14 protein-coding genes are annotated in these 18,356 nt (G+C 69.0%); 4 read left to right on the forward strand and 10 right to left on the reverse strand.

The genetic code is table 11. The annotated features are described in order from the left end of the window. Positions 1-41: 41 nt before the first annotated feature. Positions 42-950, forward strand: a complete 909-nt coding sequence (locus ACZ5U5_RS06135) for a hypothetical protein (protein ID WP_469017066.1) — start codon at positions 42-44, stop codon at positions 948-950. A gap of 27 nt (positions 951-977) precedes the next feature. Here ACZ5U5_RS06135 and ACZ5U5_RS06140 read toward each other — a convergent pair whose 3' ends face one another. The 3 genes from ACZ5U5_RS06140 to ACZ5U5_RS06150 all read right to left on the reverse strand — a co-directional run bounded on the left by ACZ5U5_RS06140 (position 978) and on the right by ACZ5U5_RS06150 (position 3,836). After that, positions 978-1,826 carry a pentapeptide repeat-containing protein gene (locus ACZ5U5_RS06140; protein WP_469017068.1) on the reverse strand — a complete coding sequence of 283 codons (849 nt, stop codon included), beginning with the start codon at positions 1,824-1,826 and terminating at the stop codon, positions 978-980. Positions 1,827-1,939: 113 nt separating this feature from the next. Further along, complete coding sequence (locus ACZ5U5_RS06145) at positions 1,940-3,538, reverse strand: DEAD/DEAH box helicase (RefSeq protein ID WP_469017070.1); 1,599 nt, start codon at positions 3,536-3,538, stop codon at positions 1,940-1,942. A 94-nt stretch (positions 3,539-3,632) separates the two neighbouring features. Further along, on the reverse strand, positions 3,633-3,836 hold the full coding sequence (locus ACZ5U5_RS06150) for a cold-shock protein (RefSeq protein ID WP_037661310.1): 204 nt from the start codon (positions 3,834-3,836) through the stop codon (positions 3,633-3,635). Positions 3,837-4,117: 281 nt separating this feature from the next. On the opposite strand from ACZ5U5_RS06150, the gene ACZ5U5_RS06155 reads away from it, so the two are divergent. Next, the gene (locus ACZ5U5_RS06155) at positions 4,118-5,116 is read left to right on the forward strand and encodes a tyrosine-protein phosphatase (protein WP_469017073.1); all 999 of its coding nucleotides are present in this window, start codon (positions 4,118-4,120) and stop codon (positions 5,114-5,116) included. Positions 5,117-5,144: 28 nt separating this feature from the next. Here ACZ5U5_RS06155 and ACZ5U5_RS06160 read toward each other — a convergent pair whose 3' ends face one another. Further along, positions 5,145-5,870, reverse strand: coding sequence for a vWA domain-containing protein (locus ACZ5U5_RS06160; RefSeq protein ID WP_469017075.1), 726 nt, complete (start codon positions 5,868-5,870; stop codon positions 5,145-5,147). 47 nt (positions 5,871-5,917) lie between these two features. Between ACZ5U5_RS06160 and ACZ5U5_RS06165 the strand changes: the two genes are divergently transcribed. Next, positions 5,918-6,649 carry an SDR family NAD(P)-dependent oxidoreductase gene (locus tag ACZ5U5_RS06165; RefSeq protein WP_469019289.1) on the forward strand — a complete coding sequence of 244 codons (732 nt, stop codon included), beginning with the start codon at positions 5,918-5,920 and terminating at the stop codon, positions 6,647-6,649. Positions 6,650-6,703: 54 nt separating this feature from the next. Continuing rightward, a complete protein-coding gene (locus ACZ5U5_RS06170; protein WP_469017078.1) occupies positions 6,704-7,600 on the forward strand; it encodes a chitosanase in 897 nt (298 codons plus the stop codon). A 30-nt stretch (positions 7,601-7,630) separates the two neighbouring features. On the opposite strand, the gene ACZ5U5_RS06175 is transcribed toward ACZ5U5_RS06170, so the two are convergent. The 6 genes from ACZ5U5_RS06175 to ACZ5U5_RS06200 all read right to left on the reverse strand — a co-directional run bounded on the left by ACZ5U5_RS06175 (position 7,631) and on the right by ACZ5U5_RS06200 (position 18,147). Further along, the gene (locus tag ACZ5U5_RS06175; RefSeq protein ID WP_469017081.1) at positions 7,631-8,464 is read right to left on the reverse strand and encodes a carbohydrate ABC transporter permease; all 834 of its coding nucleotides are present in this window, start codon (positions 8,462-8,464) and stop codon (positions 7,631-7,633) included. Further along, positions 8,461-9,417, reverse strand: a complete 957-nt coding sequence (locus ACZ5U5_RS06180) for a carbohydrate ABC transporter permease (RefSeq protein WP_469019292.1) — start codon at positions 9,415-9,417, stop codon at positions 8,461-8,463. Before ACZ5U5_RS06180 ends, ACZ5U5_RS06175 begins: the two co-directional genes overlap by 4 nt. Before the next feature lie 58 nt (positions 9,418-9,475). Then, positions 9,476-10,777: a sugar ABC transporter substrate-binding protein gene (locus ACZ5U5_RS06185; protein ID WP_469017084.1), complete on the reverse strand. Its 1,302-nt coding sequence runs from the start codon at positions 10,775-10,777 to the stop codon at positions 9,476-9,478. Between the two features lie 284 nt (positions 10,778-11,061). Next, the gene (locus ACZ5U5_RS06190) at positions 11,062-12,522 is read right to left on the reverse strand and encodes a glutamate synthase subunit beta (RefSeq protein WP_469017086.1); all 1,461 of its coding nucleotides are present in this window, start codon (positions 12,520-12,522) and stop codon (positions 11,062-11,064) included. Continuing rightward, positions 12,515-17,110 (reverse strand): glutamate synthase large subunit, encoded by a 4,596-nt coding sequence (gene gltB, locus ACZ5U5_RS06195; RefSeq protein WP_469017089.1) that lies wholly within the window; start codon positions 17,108-17,110, stop codon positions 12,515-12,517. The genes ACZ5U5_RS06190 and gltB overlap by 8 nt, the downstream gene beginning before the upstream one ends. 305 nt (positions 17,111-17,415) lie before the next feature. Continuing rightward, a complete protein-coding gene (locus ACZ5U5_RS06200) occupies positions 17,416-18,147 on the reverse strand; it encodes a VIT1/CCC1 transporter family protein (protein ID WP_469017092.1) in 732 nt (243 codons plus the stop codon). Positions 18,148-18,356: the final 209 nt, after the last annotated feature.

Genomic DNA, 18,356 nt, shown 5'->3' on the forward strand with positions numbered 1-18,356 from the left:
ACAGTGGAGGCGAGTTGAGGACGTCTTCAGGGGGTGCCGGCATGGCGGACGGCGGGCCGGTGGTGCACGGATACCCCCACCTGGACACGGTGCGCTCCGCGATCACCGCGCTCTACAAGCGTCTGTCGTACGACACCGTCCACACCTTCGGCACCAGCATCGCCCCCGCCGACGTCGCCTTCTCCGACCAGGACGACCTGCATCTGGGCGTGCAGCGCGTGGCCCGCGAGATGGTGCGTCACCTGCGGCTCCCGGACGCCCGGGTGATCGTCAGCTTCCGCGGGATGGAACACGCGGCGAACGTCGAACTCACCGCGGGGCCCGAGTACTTCATCGAACTCAACGACCGGTTCCGCACGCACCGCAGGGACATCGGCGCGGCGCTCGCCCACGAGATCATGCACGTGTATCTGCACCGGCTTGATCTGGTGTTCCCCGGCACACGGGACAACGAGATCCTCACGGACACCGCCACCACGTATCTGGGGGCGGGCTGGCTCCTGCTCGACGCCTATCGCGAGGACGGCGCCTCGTCCCAGAAGCTCGGGTATCTCACGCCGGAGGAGTTCGGGTACGTCCTGGCCAAGCGGGCCATCGCCTTCGGCGAGGCACCGGAGACATGGTTCACCAGCGCGCAGGCGTACACCGCCTACACGAAGGGCCTTGAGCAGGCCCGGCGCGACGAACAGCAGCCCCCGCTGACGGCCGCGGGGTGGGCGGGCCGGCGGCGGTACGCGAAGGACCGGCGGTACGCGCTCGCCTCCGGTGGATCGGGGTCTCCCGCCGGGGGCGGAACGTACTCCTTCTCCCGCGGGTCAGGCGGGGCCACCGAGCCGCTGCGGGTGTCGTTCCCCTGCCCCACCTGTCAGCAGCGCATCCGGTTGCCTGCCCGGGGGCGGATGCGGGCGCGGTGCACCTTGTGCCGGACGGTCCTTGAGTGCGACACGTGAAGCCCTGAGCGCAGGCCGGGGTTTGGCCTAACCCCAGTGCGCGGGGCGGGCCAGGGCCGGCGGCAGCTTCGTCTCCGCGTCGCCCTTCGCCGCGTTCACCTGCGACTGTGTCAGGAAGATGCTGCCGGTGAGGTCCGCGCCCCGCAGGTCCGCGTCCCGGAAGTCGGCGCCGATCAGGTCGCTCTGCCGCAGGTCGGCGCCGCCGAGGTCGGCGGCGATGAGGCAGGCGCCGCGGAGGGTGATACCGCGGAGGTCGGCGCCTCGGAGACGGGCGCCGAAGAGGTCGGCTCCCCTGCGGTCCTTCTTCTTCCGGCGGATGTCCGCGCGCACGAGGTCGCTGGTGCGCAGGAGCAGGACGTTGACGTCCGCACGGTGCGCGGCCACGTCCGTCCCGGCCACGTCGGCCGGGGCGCCCTGGGTGAGGTGCTCGGTCTTCTCCAGCGCGCTCCGGAGCTCCGCCCGGATGGGGTGGGTCTGGGGCAGGGCGATCGCCTCGGTCAAGTACCAGAGCAGTTCGTGCAGTTGGCGCATCACCGGGAAGACGTCGAACATCTGGCGGGCGGTGTCGGGGGCCTGCCGCCAGTCGACGCCGCCGTACGTGGTCCGGGAAACCTTCTGCCCGGCGCCGAAGCAGTCGTAGACCGTGCAGCCCGAGTAGCCCTTCGGGCGCAGCTTCTGGTGGATGCCGCAGCGGAAGTCCTGCTGGAGGTTGGTGCAGGGGGTCCCGGCCGCCTTGTCGACGGGAAAGTCCGACGACTTGGAGAGGGTGAGGGCCACGCAGCAGAGCCCGAAGCAACTCCCGCAGTCGGCCCGCAGATCCTGCCGGTCGTCGCCCTCTGCGAGGGGCAGCAGTTGACGCTCACGCTTCTCAGCCATCGGGGCCTCCTCGGGCGCTCACCGGTGCTGCGGGGCAAACGGGCGGGTGGGTGGGAAAGGCCTGTTCGGCGCCCCCGGCAGCGGGGCACAAACCCCGCCGCCGGGCACGAGTACTACGCCGCCTTACGCCCCGCACCCCCGGAGGGGCGCCCACCGCGTCGAGCGCGACCCCCGCCGGCTCCGCCACCGGCGGAGGGCCTGCCGCCCTGCGACTGGGACCGGGGCTGACCCTGGCCGCCGCCCTGGGACTGCGACTGACCCTGGGGGCGCGAACGCCGCTGGCCGCTCCCCTGCCCGGCAGGGCGTCGCCGCGCCCGCTGCGGCGAGGCCTGCTGCTGCTGCGGAACCTCGATCACCACCGGCACCCCGGAAGGCTCACGCGCCCCGGTGATACGGGAGAGCTCCTCGTCCGTGGACTTCACCCGCGCCGTGTTCGGGTTGATCTCCGCGTCGGACATCAGACGCGTCATCTCCCGCTTCTCGTCCGGCAGGACGAGCGTGACGACACTGCCGGACTCACCGGCACGCGCCGTACGCCCACCGCGGTGGAGGTAGTCCTTGTGGTCGGTGGGCGGGTCGACGTTCACGACGAGGTCGAGGTCGTCGACGTGGATGCCACGGGCCGCCACGTTCGTGGCGACGAGCGCGGTGACCTGCCCGGTCTTGAACTGGTCCAGGGTCCGGTTGCGCTGCGGCTGCGAACGGCCGCCGTGCAGCCCGGAGGCCCGTACACCGTTGGCGAGCAGCCGCTTGGTGAAGCGGTCCACCGCACGCTTGGTGTCCAGGAACATGATCACCCGGCCCTCGCGGGCGGCGATCCGCAGGGCGACGGCCTTCTTGTCGGTCTCGTCCTGCACGTACAGGACGTGGTGCTCCATCGTCGTGACCGCGCCAGCGGACGGGTCGACCGAGTGCACCACCGGGTCGGTGAGGAACATCCGGACCAGACGGTCGATGTTCTTGTCGAGCGTGGCGGAGAAGAGCATGGTCTGGCCGCCCTGCTCCACCTGCTTCAGGAGCGCGGTGACCTGCGGCATGAAGCCCATGTCGGCCATCTGGTCGGCCTCGTCGAGGACCGTCGTGCGCACCTGCGAGAGATCGGCGTCGCCGCGCTCGATGAGGTCCTTGAGACGGCCGGGCGTCGCCACCATGATCTCGGCACCGCGACGGAGCGTCCCCGCCTGCTTGGTGATGGACAGGCCACCGACGACCGTCGACATGCGCAGGTTCACGGACGTCGCGTACGGGGTCAGGGCGTCGGTCACCTGCTGCGCGAGCTCACGCGTGGGGACCAGGACCAGGGCGAGGGGCGAGCGCGGCTCGGCGCGACGGCCCGCGGTGCGGGCGAGGAGCGCGAGGCCGAAGGCGAGGGTCTTGCCGGAGCCGGTGCGGCCACGGCCCAGGATGTCGCGGCCCGCGAGGGAATTGGGGAGCGTGGCTGCCTGGATCGGGAAGGGCTCGGTCACGCCCTGCGCGGCCAGCGTCTTCAGGAGGGCCTCGGGCATGTCCAGGTCGGCGAACGCCTCGACCGCGGGCAGCGCGGGCTCAATGCTCTCGGGCAGCGCGAATTCACCGCCGACGGGCCTCGGCTTGGCGCGGCCCGGCTTCTTCGCGGCGCCCTTCGCCTGGCCGCCGCCGGCCACCGGGGCCTTTCCGCGTGCGTTCGTGGAGCGCCTGCGGGCAGGACGCGCAGGGCGTTCGGAGCGATTCATACGGAAATGCCTTCCTGGACCTGGTGACAGCACAAGCCGGGACCCGCACCTTTCTGGTGCGGGCCCCGGCTATGAGGTTCGCGTGCTACGACGTTCAGGCGGGAACGATGTTCTCGGCCTGCAGGCCCTTCTGGCCCTGCGTGACGTCGAAGGAGACCTTCTGGCCCTCGAGGAGCTCACGGAAGCCCGAGGACGCGATGTTCGAGTAGTGGGCGAAGACGTCGGGGCCGCCGCCGTCCTGCTCGATGAAGCCGAAGCCCTTTTCCGAGTTGAACCACTTTACGGTGCCGGTTGCCATGTCAATCTCCTCAACAGGGGCAGAGTAAGGAAAACCACGGAATTGTGGATTCCAAGCGCTGCAATGACCCCCATCCCGGAGAGAACCGGAAAAAAACAATTGTGCGCCTTCGGAGCATTCCCGTCAGGCGCACATAAAGTTCATGGGTACCAAAACTGCGACGCATAAGCCTAACACGGACGAGGGACTCCCCCGTCGCGCCGCCCCCCAGGCCGCGAGATACCTGCCGCGCACACCTTCCTCCTTACGGGGCACCCCGCTACCTTCTACCAAACAATCGCTTGGTTGAGCGACGCGTGGCCATGGCGACCGCTACCGAGGAAGGCGGCCCGATGCGCATCTCCCGGACCCGTACGGCAGTCGGAGTCGCGGTCTCCGCGCTCGCCCTGAGCGCCTTGCCCGCCTGGACGGCCCACGCCGGACCGACCGCACCCGAGCGCGGCACGGCCCGGCACGCCCCGCACCACCCCGGGCCCGCGTACGACGGCATGCGCCACATCCCCCTCCAGGGCGCCGTCAACGCACGAGACCTGGGTGGCTACCGCACCTACGACGGTGAGCGGGTCCGTTACGGCCAGGTCTTCCGTGCCGATGCCCTCGCGAAGCTCACCGACGCCGACGTCGCCACCCTCGCCGGACTCCGCCTGAAGAAGGTCGTCGACTTCCGGGTGCCCGCCGAGGTCCAGTACGACGGACCCGACCGGCTGCCCGCCGGACTCACCCCCACGGCCCGCCCCATCAGTGACAACGGCCTCTTCACGACCCTGATGACCGTGATCGGCTCCCGGGACCCGGTCAAGCAGGAGGAGATGCTGGGCAACGGCAAGGCGGACGCCTTCATGCGCGACGTCTACCGCACGTTCGTCACCGACGGGCCCAACCGCGCGCAGTTCGCGGCGACCCTGCGCGACATCGCGCACGGCGGCAAGGCATCACCGCTGCTCTACCACTGCACGGCCGGCAAGGACCGCACCGGCTGGACCAGCTATCTGCTGCTGCGCGCCGTCGGCGTCCCCGAGCACACCGCCGTACGCGACTTCCTGGCGTCCAACACCTACCGCGCCGCGTACGACGCGAAGGTGCGCGAGGGCCTGAAGCAGGGCGGTCTGATGCAGAACCCCGATCTGCTGATCCCGCTCCAGGAGGTCCGCACCGGCTATCTGGAGGCGGCGCTGGCCGAGGTGAAGAAGGAGTACGGCAGCCTCACCGGCTATCTGAGGAAGGGACTGGGGCTTGATACGCGGACGATGCTCGCGCTGCGGCAGCGCATGGTCGGCTAGAGACATCGGCGGGCGGACGCCGCGGGGATCAGGCGGTCACGATCCCCTGCGCCCGCGCCGCCGCGAGCCAGGCCGGGAACTCCCCCACCAACTGGTCGTACAGACGGTCGTCCGGGACGGTGCGCGGGTCCTGCCCCGCGTGGAAGAAGCCCGCGTTGTCGACGGCACGCTTGGCGGGGACGGCGAGTTCGTCGAGCTTGCGGAGGTAGTCGAACTGCTTGCTCTTCGCGTCTCCGAAGCCGATGAACTGCCAGAACAGCGGCAGCTTCGACGCCTTGCACAGATACCGCTCGGCGGCGAGCTTGTTGATGGGGCCGCCGTCGGTCTGGAAGACGACCAGAGCGGGAGCGGTGGAACCGCTGTCGACGTAGTGGTCGATCACGGCGTCCATCGCCAGGTGGTAGCTCGTCTTGCCCATGTGACCGAGTCCGGCGACGATCTCGTCGATGCGCCCGTGGTGGCGGTCCAGAGCGATCTCCGTGACGGCGTCGACGTCCGTGGAGAAGAAGACCGTGGGCACGGTGCCGTCGTCGTCGAAGTGCGCGGACAGGCCGAGGACGCGGTCGGCGAGCGCCTGGACGGTGCCGTCCTTGTAGTACGGCTTCATGGAGCCGGAGTAGTCGACGACGAGGTAGACCGCGGCGCGTTCGCCGCCCAGGCCGTGCTTGTCGAGGCTGGCCCCGGCGCTCTTGTAGAGGTTCACGAGGGCGGGCGCCGCCTCTTCCACCTTGCTCAGGCTGATCGCCGGCCCCATGTGCGGCCCCATTCTCTCGGCTCCGGTCCGCTCTTGGCGGTGACGTGATCTCTTTCGGGCTTGAGGGCAAGACGGTACTCATCACCGGTGCGGGCCGTGGGCAGGGGGCCGCCGAGGCGCGGCTCTTCGCGGAGGCGGGGGCGCGGGTCGTGGTCACGGACGTACGAGAGGAGGAGGGCCGGGACGTCGCCGGGTCCCTTGGCGAGCAGGGCTTTTTCGTACGCCATGACGTCACGGACGCGGAGAGCTGGGCGTCGGCCGTGGCGGCCGGTCTTGAGGCCTTCGGCCGTCTGGACGCGCTGGTGAACAACGCGGCGCTGTGGCGGACGGCTTCCGTGGAGAAGGAGACGTACGAGAACTTCGACGCGCTGATCCGGGTCAATCTCCTCGGGCCGTTCCTGGGCATCCAGGCGGTACTGCCCGCGCTGCGCGAGGCGGGAGGCGGGTCGATCGTGAACGTGTCGTCGACGGCGGGGCTGGTGGGAATCCCCGGCCACGCGGCCTACGGCTCCACGAAGTTCGGACTTCGGGGTCTGACCCGTTCCTCGGCGCTGGACCTTGCGCGGTACGGGGTGCGGGTCAACTCCGTTCACCCGGGGGCGATCGACACTCCGATGATCTCCTCCGCCTCTGCCGGGCGGGACTGGTCCCACCTGCCGCTGGGGCGGATGGGTCACCCTGAGGAGGTCGGGGAGCTGGTCCTCTTTCTCGCATCGGAGGCGTCGTCGTACATCACGGGGGCGGAGTTCGCGGTGGACGGGGGGTCGACGGCGGGGTAGGGCTCCGAGATCCGGAAGGCGCGCTACCGCGAAACCGCACGTACTCTTGTGCGAATGAAACGTGCAGGCCTCCTCCTTCTCGCCGTCGCCCCGGTCGCCACGGTCGCCGTCTATCTCCTGGGCGGGGACTCGGACAGCGATGCCGCCGCAGGTCCGCACGGGCCCGGCACCCAGCGGCCGTACGACAAGGACAAGTCGGCGTCCGAGATCAAGGCCGACGACAAGCTGATCGCGAGCCTGCCCCCTGGCCTCGCGACGGCCGCCAAGAAGGAGCTGGCCCAGAAGCTCGTGACGAGCGCGGAGAACTCCACGCTGAACTGGCGCGGCCAGTACGGCTACATCGAGGACATCGGCGACGGGAACGGCTACACCGCGGGCATCATCGGCTTCTGCACCGGCACCAACGACCTGCTGACCCTCGTCGAGCAGTACACCGAGGACCACCCGGACAACGGCCTCGCCCGCTATCTGCCCGCTCTGCGCAAGGTCGACGGCAGCGACTCGCACGAGGGCCTTGACCCCGGTTTCACCGAGGCCTGGAAGGCGGAGGCCGCGAAGCCCGCGTTCCGGAAGGCGCAGGACACGACGCGTGACCGTGTCTACTTCGATCCGGCGGTGCGCCTGGCCAAGCTCGACGGGCTCGGCACGCTCGGCCAGTTCATCTACTACGACGCGATGGTCCTGCACGGCCCCGGCACCGGCCCGAGCGGCTTCTACGGTCTGCGCGAGAAGGCGCTGAACGAGGCGGACACGCCTGCCCAGGGCGGCAAGGAGAAGGCGTACCTGGACATCTTCCTCGACATCCGCACCAAGGCGATGAAGGAGAAGAAGGCCCACCGCGACACGACCCGCGTCGAGACGGCCCAGCGCCAGTTCCTCTACGACGGCAATCTGGCCCTGAAGACGCCGCTGACCTGGAAGGTGTACGGGGAGACGTTCAAGGTCCCGTAACCCTGAACGTCCCCCCAGTGGCTCAGTCGCTCAGCCCTTCACCGCTCCGGCCGCCAGGCCCGAGCCGAGCTTCCGGTGCACGATCACGAAGAAGATCATCACCGGCACGGTGACCAGCGTGGAGCTGGCCATGACCGGACCCCAGGCCGTGGAGTTCTCACCGAAGAACTGGTAGATGCCCACGGCGGCCGTGTACTTGTCGCTGCCCTTCATGAACGTGTACGCGAAGACGAACTCGTTCCACGCCGTGATGAAGGCGAAGATCGAGGTCGCGACGAGTCCGGGCGCCACCAGCGGAAGCAGCACCGACCGGAACATCCGGAACCAGGACGCCCCGTCGATGTACGCCGCCTCCTCGACCTCCTTCGGGACGGTCTGCACGAAGCCGCGCAGGGTCCAGATCGCGAAGGGCAGCGAGAGCGCGACGTAGACGATCGTCAGGCCGAGCAGCGAGTTGAGCATGTCGTAGTCCCGCATCTGGATGAAGAGCGGGATGACGAGCGCCTCCAGCGGCACCATCTGCACTATCAGGACCATGATCAGTACTGAGGTGCGGAACCGGAACTTGAAGCGGGCCACCGCGATGGCCGCGAAGAGCGAGAGCACCCCGGCGGCGAGGATCGTGCCGAAGCCGACGAGCGCCGAGTTCAGCAGGTACGTGCCGAAGTTGCCCTTCTCGAACACGTAGGTGAAGTGCTCGAAGCTGAGGCCGCTCGGCAGCACGTCCGAACCGCGGGTGATCGCCTTCGGGTCGAGTGCCGTGGAGATCATCCAGTACACGGGGAAGAGCGTGAAGAGCAGCAGCGCGGCGACCGCGACGGGCAGGCCGACGCGTGCGGCGAGTGACGCGCGACGGACGCTCACAGGTCCTCCTCTCCCTGCCGGAACAGCGTGCGGATATAGACGATCGTGATGGCCAGCAGCAGGAGTGTGAGCAGGACCGCGGCCGCCGCTCCCGCGCCGTAGTCGTTCTTGGCGAACGCCTGGATGTAGGAGAAGACGCCCAGGTTGTAGACCTCTTCGTTGGCGCCGTCACCGCCCGGCATCAGATAGATCTGGGTGAAGACCTTGAAGTCCCAGATGGTGGAGAGGATGGTCACCACGAGGAAGACGGGCTTGATCGTCGGCAGCGTGATCTTCCAGAACCGCTGCCAGGCGTTGGCGCCGTCCAGCTCCCCCGCTTCGTAGAGCTCCTTGGGGATCGTCATCAGGCCCGCGAGGACGGTGATGGCGACGAACGGGAAGCCGTGGTGGACGACGTTCAGGGTCGCGATCGCGTAGAACGGCCCGCGCTCGGTGAACCAGTTGGTGGTCTCGGGGTCGATGAGCCCGATCGAGCCCGCGATCTGGCTGACCATGCCGTCCTGCGGCTGGAAGAGCCAGATCCAGACGTACGTCCCGGTGACGGCGGGCATCGCCCAGGCCGCGAGGATGGCGATGGAGCAGATCAGCCGCCAGGTCGGGCCGAGGCGGTTGAGGAGCAGCGCGACGAGCGTGCCGAGCACGACGGTGAGGCCGACGCAGGCGATCGCGAAGAACGCCGTGTTGGGCAGGACCGTCTTCCACAGGAGCTCGCTGCCGAGCAGGTCGGTGTAGTGGTCGAATCCGGTGTACGTGCCCACTCCGCCGCCGAACTTGACGGCGTAGTCCTGCATCGAGAGCTTGCCGACCTGGATCAACGGCCAGAGCAGCAGGCCCGCGAGGACCAGGAGGGAGGGCGCGAGGAGCAGCCACGGCCGGGTGAGACCGACCAGTTTCTTCTTGCGGAGGGCCGCTTCGTGTTCCGGGCGGGGGGCGGGGGGACGGACCTCGGTCACCTTCGGCCCGTCCCCGACCAGCGTGTCTTTCACTTTCACGGTGCCGGCTCGCCCTTGCCTACTTGTCCTTGGCGAAGATCGCGTCCATGTCCTTGGCGGCCTTGTCCGCCGCTTCCTGGACGGAGGACTTGCCGGTCAGGATCGACTGCACCATGCCGGGGATGACCTTCGACGCCTGGATCTCGCCGTACGCCTTGGTCTTGGGGACGGTCGCGCCGGCCTCCAGCATCTGCTTGGCGAACGGCTCGACGAGCGGGTCCTTCTTGGCCTCGATCTTCTTCAGCTCGGAGTTCTGACCGGGGAAGTAGTTGGTCTCGGCGGCCCACTTGGCCGCGAAGTCACCCGTGGTCAGCATCTTCACGAACTCCCAGGCGAGGTCCTTCTTGTCCGTGTTGAACGTGGACAGGTAGGAGCCGCCGAGGAAGGACTTGCTCATGCCGCCGGTCTGGCCGGGGATCGGCACGGCGGCCAGCTTGCCCTTGAGGTCCGGGTTGGCCTCGACGATGGCCTTCGGGGTCCAGTTGCCGTTGACGGACATCGCGACCTGGCCCTTGCCCCAGGCGTCGCCGACCTCCTTCTCCGTCCAGGTGTTCACCTTGGCCGGGGAGACCTTGTCCTTGGTGGCGAGGCCCGTGTAGAACTCGATGCCCTTGACGGCCTCGGGCGAGTTGATGCCGGACTTCCACGTGCCGCCCTGCTCGGTGGCGAGTTCGCCTCCGGCGCCCCAGATGAAGGGGGTGGCGAACATTTCGGCGCCGCCCGCGACCGGGAAGGGGATCATCCCGGGCTCCTTGTCCTTCAGCGTCTTCGCCGCGGCCTGGAGCTCCTTCCAGGTGGTCGGCGCCTTCAGCTTGTGCTTCTCGAAGACGTCCTTGCGGTAGACGATGCTGCGTACGCCCGCGTACCACGGCATGCCGTACTGCTTGCCGTCGAGGGTGCCCGCGTCCGCGAGGCCCTCGACGAGGTCGTCGTTCAGGCCCGACTTCTTGACGTCGTCGGTCACGTCGACGAGGGCGCCGGTCTCGGCGAACTGCGGCACCCAGGTCGTGCCGACCTCGGCCACGTCCGGGACCTGGTCCTCGCCGCCCTCGATGGCGGTGGTGAACTTCTTCTGGGCGGTGGCCCACTGCTGGTACTCGACGTGGATCTTGGCGCCGGTCTTCTTCTGGAACGCCTTCTCGGCCTCCTTGAAGAACGGCCTGGCGTCGGGGTTGGTCCCCTCCATGATCCAGACGGTGAGCGTCTTGCCCTTGCCGTCCGTCGCCTTGCCGCCGCTGTCGCTCCCGTCATCGCTGCCGCATGCCGTCGCGGTCAGTCCGAGCGTCATGGCGATACCTGCCGCGATGACCCGTCGCTTCATACCGGCCCCCTCATGGGTACGTGCTGTCACTGCGCCGATCCGTTTGTGGGAGCGATTGTGGTCACAGGCTCGGGGCGCGGTCTAGACCCATTCGGCTAAGGGGGCCGAAACGTGATTTGCGTTGCAAGCAATGCACGTTGCACTGGCTGCAACGGATTCCCCCCGGGGGGCGGAGGCGAAGCGGCGGTCTGGAAACGCCACGACGCCCGCCCAAGTCCGGTCGGGGACAAGGCGGGCGCCGCTCAGTTCCGTACGCCGTTGTACGGGACGTATAGGGGGGCGTACTAGACCATCAGTGAACGGTCCGTCGGGCGGATCGGCGACGGCAAGTCGCTCGCCCCGGTCAGGAATCGGTCCACGCCCCGCGCAGCGGACCGGCCTTCGGCGATCGCCCAGACGATGAGCGACTGACCGCGGCCCGCGTCACCGGCGACGAAGACGCCGGGCACGTTGGTCTGGAACTCGGCGTCACGGGCGACGTTCCCACGCTCGTCGAGGTCCAGGGAGAACTGGTCCACCAGACCGTTCTCGCGGTCCGTGCCCGTGAAGCCCATGGCGAGGGTGACCAGCTGGGCGGGGATCTTGCGCTCCGTGCCCGGCTTCGGCGTCAGCTTGCCGTCGATGAACTCCACCTCGGTGAGGTGCAGGAACTGGACGTTGCCGTCCTCGTCGCCCTCGAAGTGGGTGGTCGAGACGGCGTAGACCCGCTCGCCGCCCTCCTCGTGCGCGGAGGTCACCTTGTAGAGCATGGGGAAGGTCGGCCACGGCTGGTGCGGGGCACGGTCCTCGCCCGGCCGCGGCATGATCTCCAGCTGCGTGACCGAGGCCGCGCCCTGGCGGTGCGCCGTGCCCACGCAGTCCGCGCCGGTGTCGCCGCCGCCGATGACGACGACGTGCTTGCCCTCGGCCGAGACCGGGGTCGTGACGTAGTCGCCCTCCTGGACCTTGTTGGCCAGGGGCAGGTACTCCATCGCCTGGTAGACACCCTTGAGCTCACGGCCGGGGACCGGGAGGTCGCGTGCCATCGTGGCGCCCGCGGCGATGACCACCGCGTCGTACCGCTTGCGCAGCTTGACCGCGTCTATGTCGCGGCCGATCTCCACGCCCGTACGGAACTTGGTGCCCTCCGCGCGCATCTGCTCGATGCGGCGGTTGATGTGGCGCTTCTCCATCTTGAACTCGGGGATGCCGTAGCGCAGGAGGCCGCCGATGCGGTCGGCGCGCTCGTACACGGCGACCGTGTGACCGGCCCGCGTCAGCTGCTGGGCGGCGGCCAGACCCGCCGGGCCCGAGCCGATGACCGCGACGGTCTTGCCGGAGAGCCGGTCGGGCGCCTGGGGCAGCACGTCGCCGGTGTCCCACGCCTTGTCGATGATGGAGACTTCGACGTTCTTGATCGTGACGGCGGGCTGGTTGATGCCGAGCACGCACGCCGACTCACAGGGCGCCGGGCACAGGCGCCCGGTGAACTCCGGGAAGTTGTTCGTGGCGTGCAGCCGCTCGGAGGCAGCCGACCAGTCCTCGCGGTACGCGAAGTCGTTCCACTCCGGGATCAGGTTGCCCAGCGGACAGCCCTGGTGGCAGAACGGGATACCGCAGTCCATGCAGCGCGACGCCTGCTTGGAGATGATCGGGAGGAGGGAGCCGGGAACGTAGACCTCGTTCCAGTCCTGGACGCGCTCGCCGACCGGGCGGGTCTTCGCGACCTCGCGGCCATGGTTCAAAAAGCCCTTGGGATCAGCCATTGGTCGCCGCCTCCATCATCTTCTCGGTGATCTCGGTCTCGGAGAGACCGGCTCGCTCGGCGGCGTCCTTGGCGGCGAGCACTGCCTTGTACGTGCTGGGGATGATCCTGCTGAAGCGCTCCACGGCGGAGTCCCACTCGGCGAGCAGCTTCTCGGCGACGGTCGAGCCCGTCTCCTCCTGGTGGCGTCGCACGACGTCGTGCAGCCACTTCTTGTCGGAGTCGTCCAGGGCCTCGACGGCGCCCAGGTTGCCGGCGTTGACGTTGTCCCGGTCGAGGTCGATGACGTACGCGATGCCGCCCGACATACCGGCCGCGAAGTTGCGGCCCGTCTCGCCGAGGACCACCGCGTGGCCGCCGGTCATGTACTCGCAGCCGTGGTCGCCCACGCCCTCGGACACGACGGTCGCACCGGAGTTGCGGACACAGAACCGCTCGCCCGTGCGGCCACGGAGGAACAGCTCGCCGCCCGTCGCGCCGTACGCGATGGTGTTGCCCGCGATCGTCGAGTACTCGGCGAGGTGGTCGGCGCCGCGGTCCGGGCGGACGATGATGCGGCCACCGGAGAGGCCCTTGCCGACGTAGTCGTTGGCGTCGCCCTCCAGGCGCAGCGTCACGCCGCGCGGCACGAACGCGCCGAACGACTGGCCCGCCGAGCCGGTGAAGGTGATGTCGATGGTGTCGTCGGGCAGGCCCGCGCCACCGAACTTCTTCGTCACCTCGTGGCCGAGCATGGTGCCGACCGTGCGGTTGATGTTGCGGATCGCGACCTGCGCGCGGACCGGCTGGGCGTCGGTCGCGCCGGCCGCGGAGAGCGCGTCGGCGGCGAGCTTGATCAGCTCGTTGTCGAGCGCCTTCTCCAGGCCGTGGTCCTGGGCGGCGATCTGGTGGCGCACGGCGCCGCCGGGCAGCGACGGCACGTGGAAGAGGGGCTCCAGGTCCAGGCCCTGCGCCTTCCAGTGCTTCACGGCGCGCTCGGTGTCGAGGAGCTCGGCGTGGCCGACGGCCTCCTCGATGGTGCGGAAGCCCAGCTCGGCGAGGATCTCGCGGACCTCTTCGGCGATGAACTCGAAGAAGTTGACGATGTACTCGGCCTTGCCGGAGAACCGCTCGCGCAGCGCCGGGTTCTGCGTGGCGATGCCGACCGGGCAGGTGTCCAGGTGGCAGACGCGCATCATGACGCAGCCGGAGACGACGAGCGGCGCGGTCGCGAAACCGAACTCCTCGGCGCCGAGCAGCGCGGCGATGACGACGTCACGGCCGGTCTTGAGCTGACCGTCCGTCTGGACCACGATGCGGTCGCGCAGGCCGTTGAGGAGCAGCGTCTGCTGGGTCTCGGCGAGGCCGAGCTCCCAGGGACCGCCCGCGTGCTTGAGCGAGGTGAGCGGGGACGCGCCCGTGCCGCCGTCGTGGCCGGAGATCAGGACGACGTCCGCGTGCGCCTTGGAGACACCCGCAGCGACCGTGCCGACGCCGACCTCGGAGACCAGCTTCACGTGAATCCGCGCCTGCGGGTTCGCGTTCTTCAGGTCGTGGATCAGCTGGGCCAGGTCCTCGATGGAGTAGATGTCGTGGTGCGGCGGCGGGGAGATCAGGCCCACGCCCGGCGTCGAGTGACGCGTCTTGGCGACCCACGGATAGACCTTGTGACCGGGCAGCTGGCCGCCCTCGCCGGGCTTGGCGCCCTGCGCCATCTTGATCTGGATGTCGTCCGCGTTGACCAGGTACTCCGAGGTCACACCGAAGCGGCCGGAGGCGACCTGCTTGATGCTGGACCGGCGGGCCGGGTCGTAGAGGCGGTCCGCGTCCTCGCCGCCCTCACCGGTGTTGGACTTGCCGCCCAGCTGGTTCATGGCGATGGCGAGGGTCTCGTGCGCCTCGCGGGAGATCGAGCCGTACGACATGGCGCCGGTCGAGAACCGCTTGACGATGTCGGCGGCCGACTCGACCTCGTCGATGGAGATCGAGGGGCGGTCCGACTTCAGGTTGAACAGGCCGCGCAGCGTCATGAGGCGCTCGGACTGCTCGTTCACGCGGTCCGTGTACTTCTTGAAGATGTCGTAGCGGCGGTTGCGCGTGGAGTGCTGCAGGCGGAAGACCGTCTCCGGGTCGAAGAGGTGCGGCTCGCCCTCGCGGCGCCACTGGTACTCACCGCCTATGTCGAGCGCGCGGTGCGCGGAGGCGACGCCCGAACCCGGGTACGCCTTGGCGTGCCGGGCGGCGACCTCCTTCGCGACGACGTCGATGCCGACCCCGCCGATCTTGGACGTCGTACCGACGAAGTACTTCGCGACGAAGTTCTCCTGGAGGCCGACGGCCTCGAAGACCTGCGCGCCGCGGTAGGAGGCGACGGTCGAGATGCCCATCTTGGACATGACCTTCAGGACGCCCTTGCCGAGCGCGTAGATCAGGTTGCGGATGGCCGTCTCGGCCCCGTCGTTCTCGTCGGCCTCCAGGAACGTGCCTGCCCGGACGAGGTCCTCGACGGACTCCATCGCCAGGTACGGGTTGACCGCCGCGGCGCCGTAGCCGATGAGGAGGGCCACGTGGTGGACCTCGCGGACGTCGCCCGCCTCGACGAGCAGGCCCACCTGGGTGCGCTGCTTCGTGCGGATGAGGTGGTGGTGGACGGCCGCGGTGAGCAGCAGCGAGGGGATCGGCGCGTGCTCGGCGTCGGAGTGCCGGTCGGAGAGCACGATCAGGCGGGCGCCGGCCTCTATGGCGGCGTCGGCCTCGGTGCAGATCTCCTCGATGCGGGCGGCGAGGGCGTCGCCGCCGCCGCCGACGCGGTAGAGACCGGAGAGGGTCGCGGCCGTCATGCCGGGCATGTCGCCGTCGGCGTTGATGTGGATGAGCTTGGCGAGCTCGTCGTTGTCGATCACCGGGAAGGGCAGCGTGACGCTGCGACAGGTCGCGGCGTTCGGCTCCAGGATGTTGCCCTGCGGGCCGAGCGAGGAGTGCAGCGAGGTGACGAGCTCTTCACGGATGGCGTCCAGCGGCGGGTTCGTGACCTGCGCGAACAGCTGTGTGAAGTAGTCGAAGATCAGCCGCGGGCGCTCGGAGAGCGCCGCGATGGGGGTGTCCGTGCCCATGGAGCCGAGCGGCTCGCCGCCGGTCTTGGCCATCGGCGCGAGGATGATGCGCAGCTCTTCCTCGGTGTAGCCGAAGGTCTGCTGGCGGCGCGTGACGGAGGCGTGCGTGTGCACGATGTGCTCGCGCTCGGGCAGGTCGGAGAGCTCGATCTCGCCGGCTTCCAGCCACTCCTGGTACGGGTTCTCGGCGGCGAGGGCGGCCTTGATCTCGTCGTCCTCGACGATGCGGTGCTCGGCGGTGTCGACGAGGAACATCTTGCCGGGCTGCAGGCGGCCCTTGCGGACGACCTTCGCGGGGTCGATGTCCAGGACGCCGACCTCGGAGCCGAGGACGACGAGGCCGTCGTCGGTGACCCAGTAGCGGCCGGGGCGCAGACCGTTGCGGTCGAGGACGGCGCCGACCTGGGTGCCGTCGGTGAAGGTGACGCAGGCCGGACCGTCCCAGGGCTCCATCATCGTGGAGTGGTACTGGTAGAAGGCACGGCGGGCCGGGTCCATCGAGCGATGGTTCTCCCACGCCTCGGGGATCATCATCAGGACCGAGTGCGGAAGCGAACGGCCGCCGAGGTGCAGGAGTTCGAGCACCTCGTCGAAGGACGCGGAGTCGGAGGCGTCCGGCGTACAGATCGGGAAGACGCGGTCGAGCTTCTCGGTGCTGTGCTCGCCGGCGGAGCCGAACAGGCCGGAGGCGAGCTGCGACTCACGCGCCCGCATCCAGTTCCGGTTGCCCTTGACCGTGTTGATCTCGCCGTTGTGCGCGACGAAGCGGTACGGGTGTGCGAGCGGCCAGCTCGGGAACGTGTTCGTGGAGAAGCGCGAGTGGACGAGCGCGACGGCCGTGGCGAAACGGCGGTCGGACAGGTCGGGGAAGAACGGCTCCAGCTGGCCGGTGGTCAGCATGCCCTTGTAGACGATGGTCCGGGCGGAGAGCGAGGGGAAGTACGTCCCGGCCTCACGCTCGGCGCGCTTGCGAAGGACGAAGGCCTTGCGGTCGAGCGCGACGCCGGTGCTCTCGCCGTCGGCCACGAAGATCTGCCGGAAGACCGGCATCGTCGAGCGGGCGGTGGAGCCGAGCAGCTCGGGGGCGACGGGGACGTCGCGCCAGCCGAGAACCGTCAGGCCCTCCTCCGAGGCGATCGTCTCGATCTGTGAGACGGCACCTTCGGTCGTGCCCGCGGTGTCGACGGGCAGGAAGGCGATGCCGACGGCGTACGCGCCGGCCTCGGGGAGCGCGAAGCCGGAGACCTCGCGCAGGAACGCGTCCGGGACCTGGAGCAGGATTCCGGCGCCGTCACCGGAGTCCGGCTCGGAACCGGTGGCGCCACGGTGTTCGAGATTGCGCAGTACGGTCAGCGCCTGTTCGACAAGCTCATGGCTGGCTACACCGGTGAGGGTGGCCACGAACCCGACACCACAGGCGTCGTGCTCGTTACGGGGGTCGTACATGCCCTGAGGGGCGGGGCGACCGTCCATGGGCGACCAGGCGTGCGTACGCATTGGCTCTCCCGTCGTCGTCGTGGCATATGCAATAAGCGAGGGACGACGTTGGCCCAGGCAAAATTTCGTGCAGGTTACATGATGGAACGCTTCTCGAAAAGCGGATAGCTCATTCCACCATGTGGACACCGCCCAGAGGCGTGGGGAGCGGTGGGGGACCTCTGCGGACAGATCGATGACCGCAGGCCCGAGAGCGGCACAGGCCTCATTGCCCGCAGCGCTTACGGCTCATGCCCGGTGGTCATGGTTTCGAAACCGCCAAGTAACGGCTAGTTATGCAGCCACCCGCATAGGACTGCAAGGGTTCATCCTACGGCGGTACCGAACAAGCTGCCCAGGGCGTACGTCACACCCGCCGCCGCCCCGCCGAGCGCGAGCTGCCGCAGTCCGCTGAACCACCAGGAGCGCGCGGTCACCTTCGCCACGACGGCGCCGCAGGCGAAGAGACCGATCAGGGCGAGCAGCAACGCGGGCAGGAACGTGTTCGCGCCGAGCAGGTACGGCAGCACGGGAAGCAGGGCGCCGAGCGCGAAGGCGCCGAAGGAGGAGACGGCGGCGACGGTCGGCGACGGCAGATCGCCGGGATCGATGCCCAGCTCCTCGCGCGCGTGGATCTCCAGGGCCTGCTCCGGGTCCTCGGACAGCTGCCGGGCGACCTCGCGCGCGAGGCCCGGCTCGACGCCACGGGACTCGTACAGCTCGGCGAGCTCCCGCTCCTCGTCCGCCGGATGCTTGCGCAACTCCCGCCGCTCCACGTCGAGTTCGGCCTGGACGAGCTCACGCTGCGAGGCGACCGAGGTGTACTCACCGGCCGCCATGGAGAAGGCACCCGCGGCGAGCCCGACGAGCCCCGTCACGACGATGGTCTGCTGCGAGACGGCTCCGCCGGCGACACCGGTCATCAGGGCCAGGTTGGACACCAGGCCGTCCATCGCGCCGAAGACGGCGGGGCGCAGCCAGCCGCCGTTGACGTCGCGGTGGGTGTGGTTGTCGCGGTGTGCCTCGTGCAGTGCCGCTTCGGTCTCGATGATCGCCATGGTGGGCCCCCTCAGTGCTTGGACGATCTCGAAAGTACGCGCGAAAAATCGCTCTCGCCAGCAAGGAAGGCCGTACTTACCTGCGCTTGTGCGCATGTGAACGCGCCTGGAACGAGGGTTCCTCGAACCGGTGAGCGCATGCGTCGGAGGGGTGACGTCAGGGGTGCGGATGCTCGCCTCGGGGGCGCCGCGTGGCAGAGATATCCGCA

The organism is Streptomyces sp. NPDC033177 (assembly GCF_055577715.1).

Coding starts and splice junctions, on each gene's coding strand:
- ACZ5U5_RS06135 (WP_469017066.1), top strand. CDS start 42: ATGGCGGACGGCGGGCCGGTGGTGCACGGATACCCCCACCTGGACACG.
- ACZ5U5_RS06140 (WP_469017068.1), bottom strand. CDS start 1,826: ATGGCTGAGAAGCGTGAGCGTCAACTGCTGCCCCTCGCAGAGGGCGAC.
- ACZ5U5_RS06145 (WP_469017070.1), bottom strand. CDS start 3,538: ATGAATCGCTCCGAACGCCCTGCGCGTCCTGCCCGCAGGCGCTCCACG.
- ACZ5U5_RS06150 (WP_037661310.1), bottom strand. CDS start 3,836: ATGGCAACCGGCACCGTAAAGTGGTTCAACTCGGAAAAGGGCTTCGGC.
- ACZ5U5_RS06160 (WP_469017075.1), bottom strand. CDS start 5,870: ATGGGGCCGGCGATCAGCCTGAGCAAGGTGGAAGAGGCGGCGCCCGCC.
- ACZ5U5_RS06170 (WP_469017078.1), top strand. CDS start 6,704: ATGAAACGTGCAGGCCTCCTCCTTCTCGCCGTCGCCCCGGTCGCCACG.
- ACZ5U5_RS06185 (WP_469017084.1), bottom strand. CDS start 10,777: ATGAAGCGACGGGTCATCGCGGCAGGTATCGCCATGACGCTCGGACTG.
- ACZ5U5_RS06190 (WP_469017086.1), bottom strand. CDS start 12,522: ATGGCTGATCCCAAGGGCTTTTTGAACCATGGCCGCGAGGTCGCGAAG.
- gltB (WP_469017089.1), bottom strand. CDS start 17,110: ATGCGTACGCACGCCTGGTCGCCCATGGACGGTCGCCCCGCCCCTCAG.
- ACZ5U5_RS06200 (WP_469017092.1), bottom strand. CDS start 18,147: ATGGCGATCATCGAGACCGAAGCGGCACTGCACGAGGCACACCGCGAC.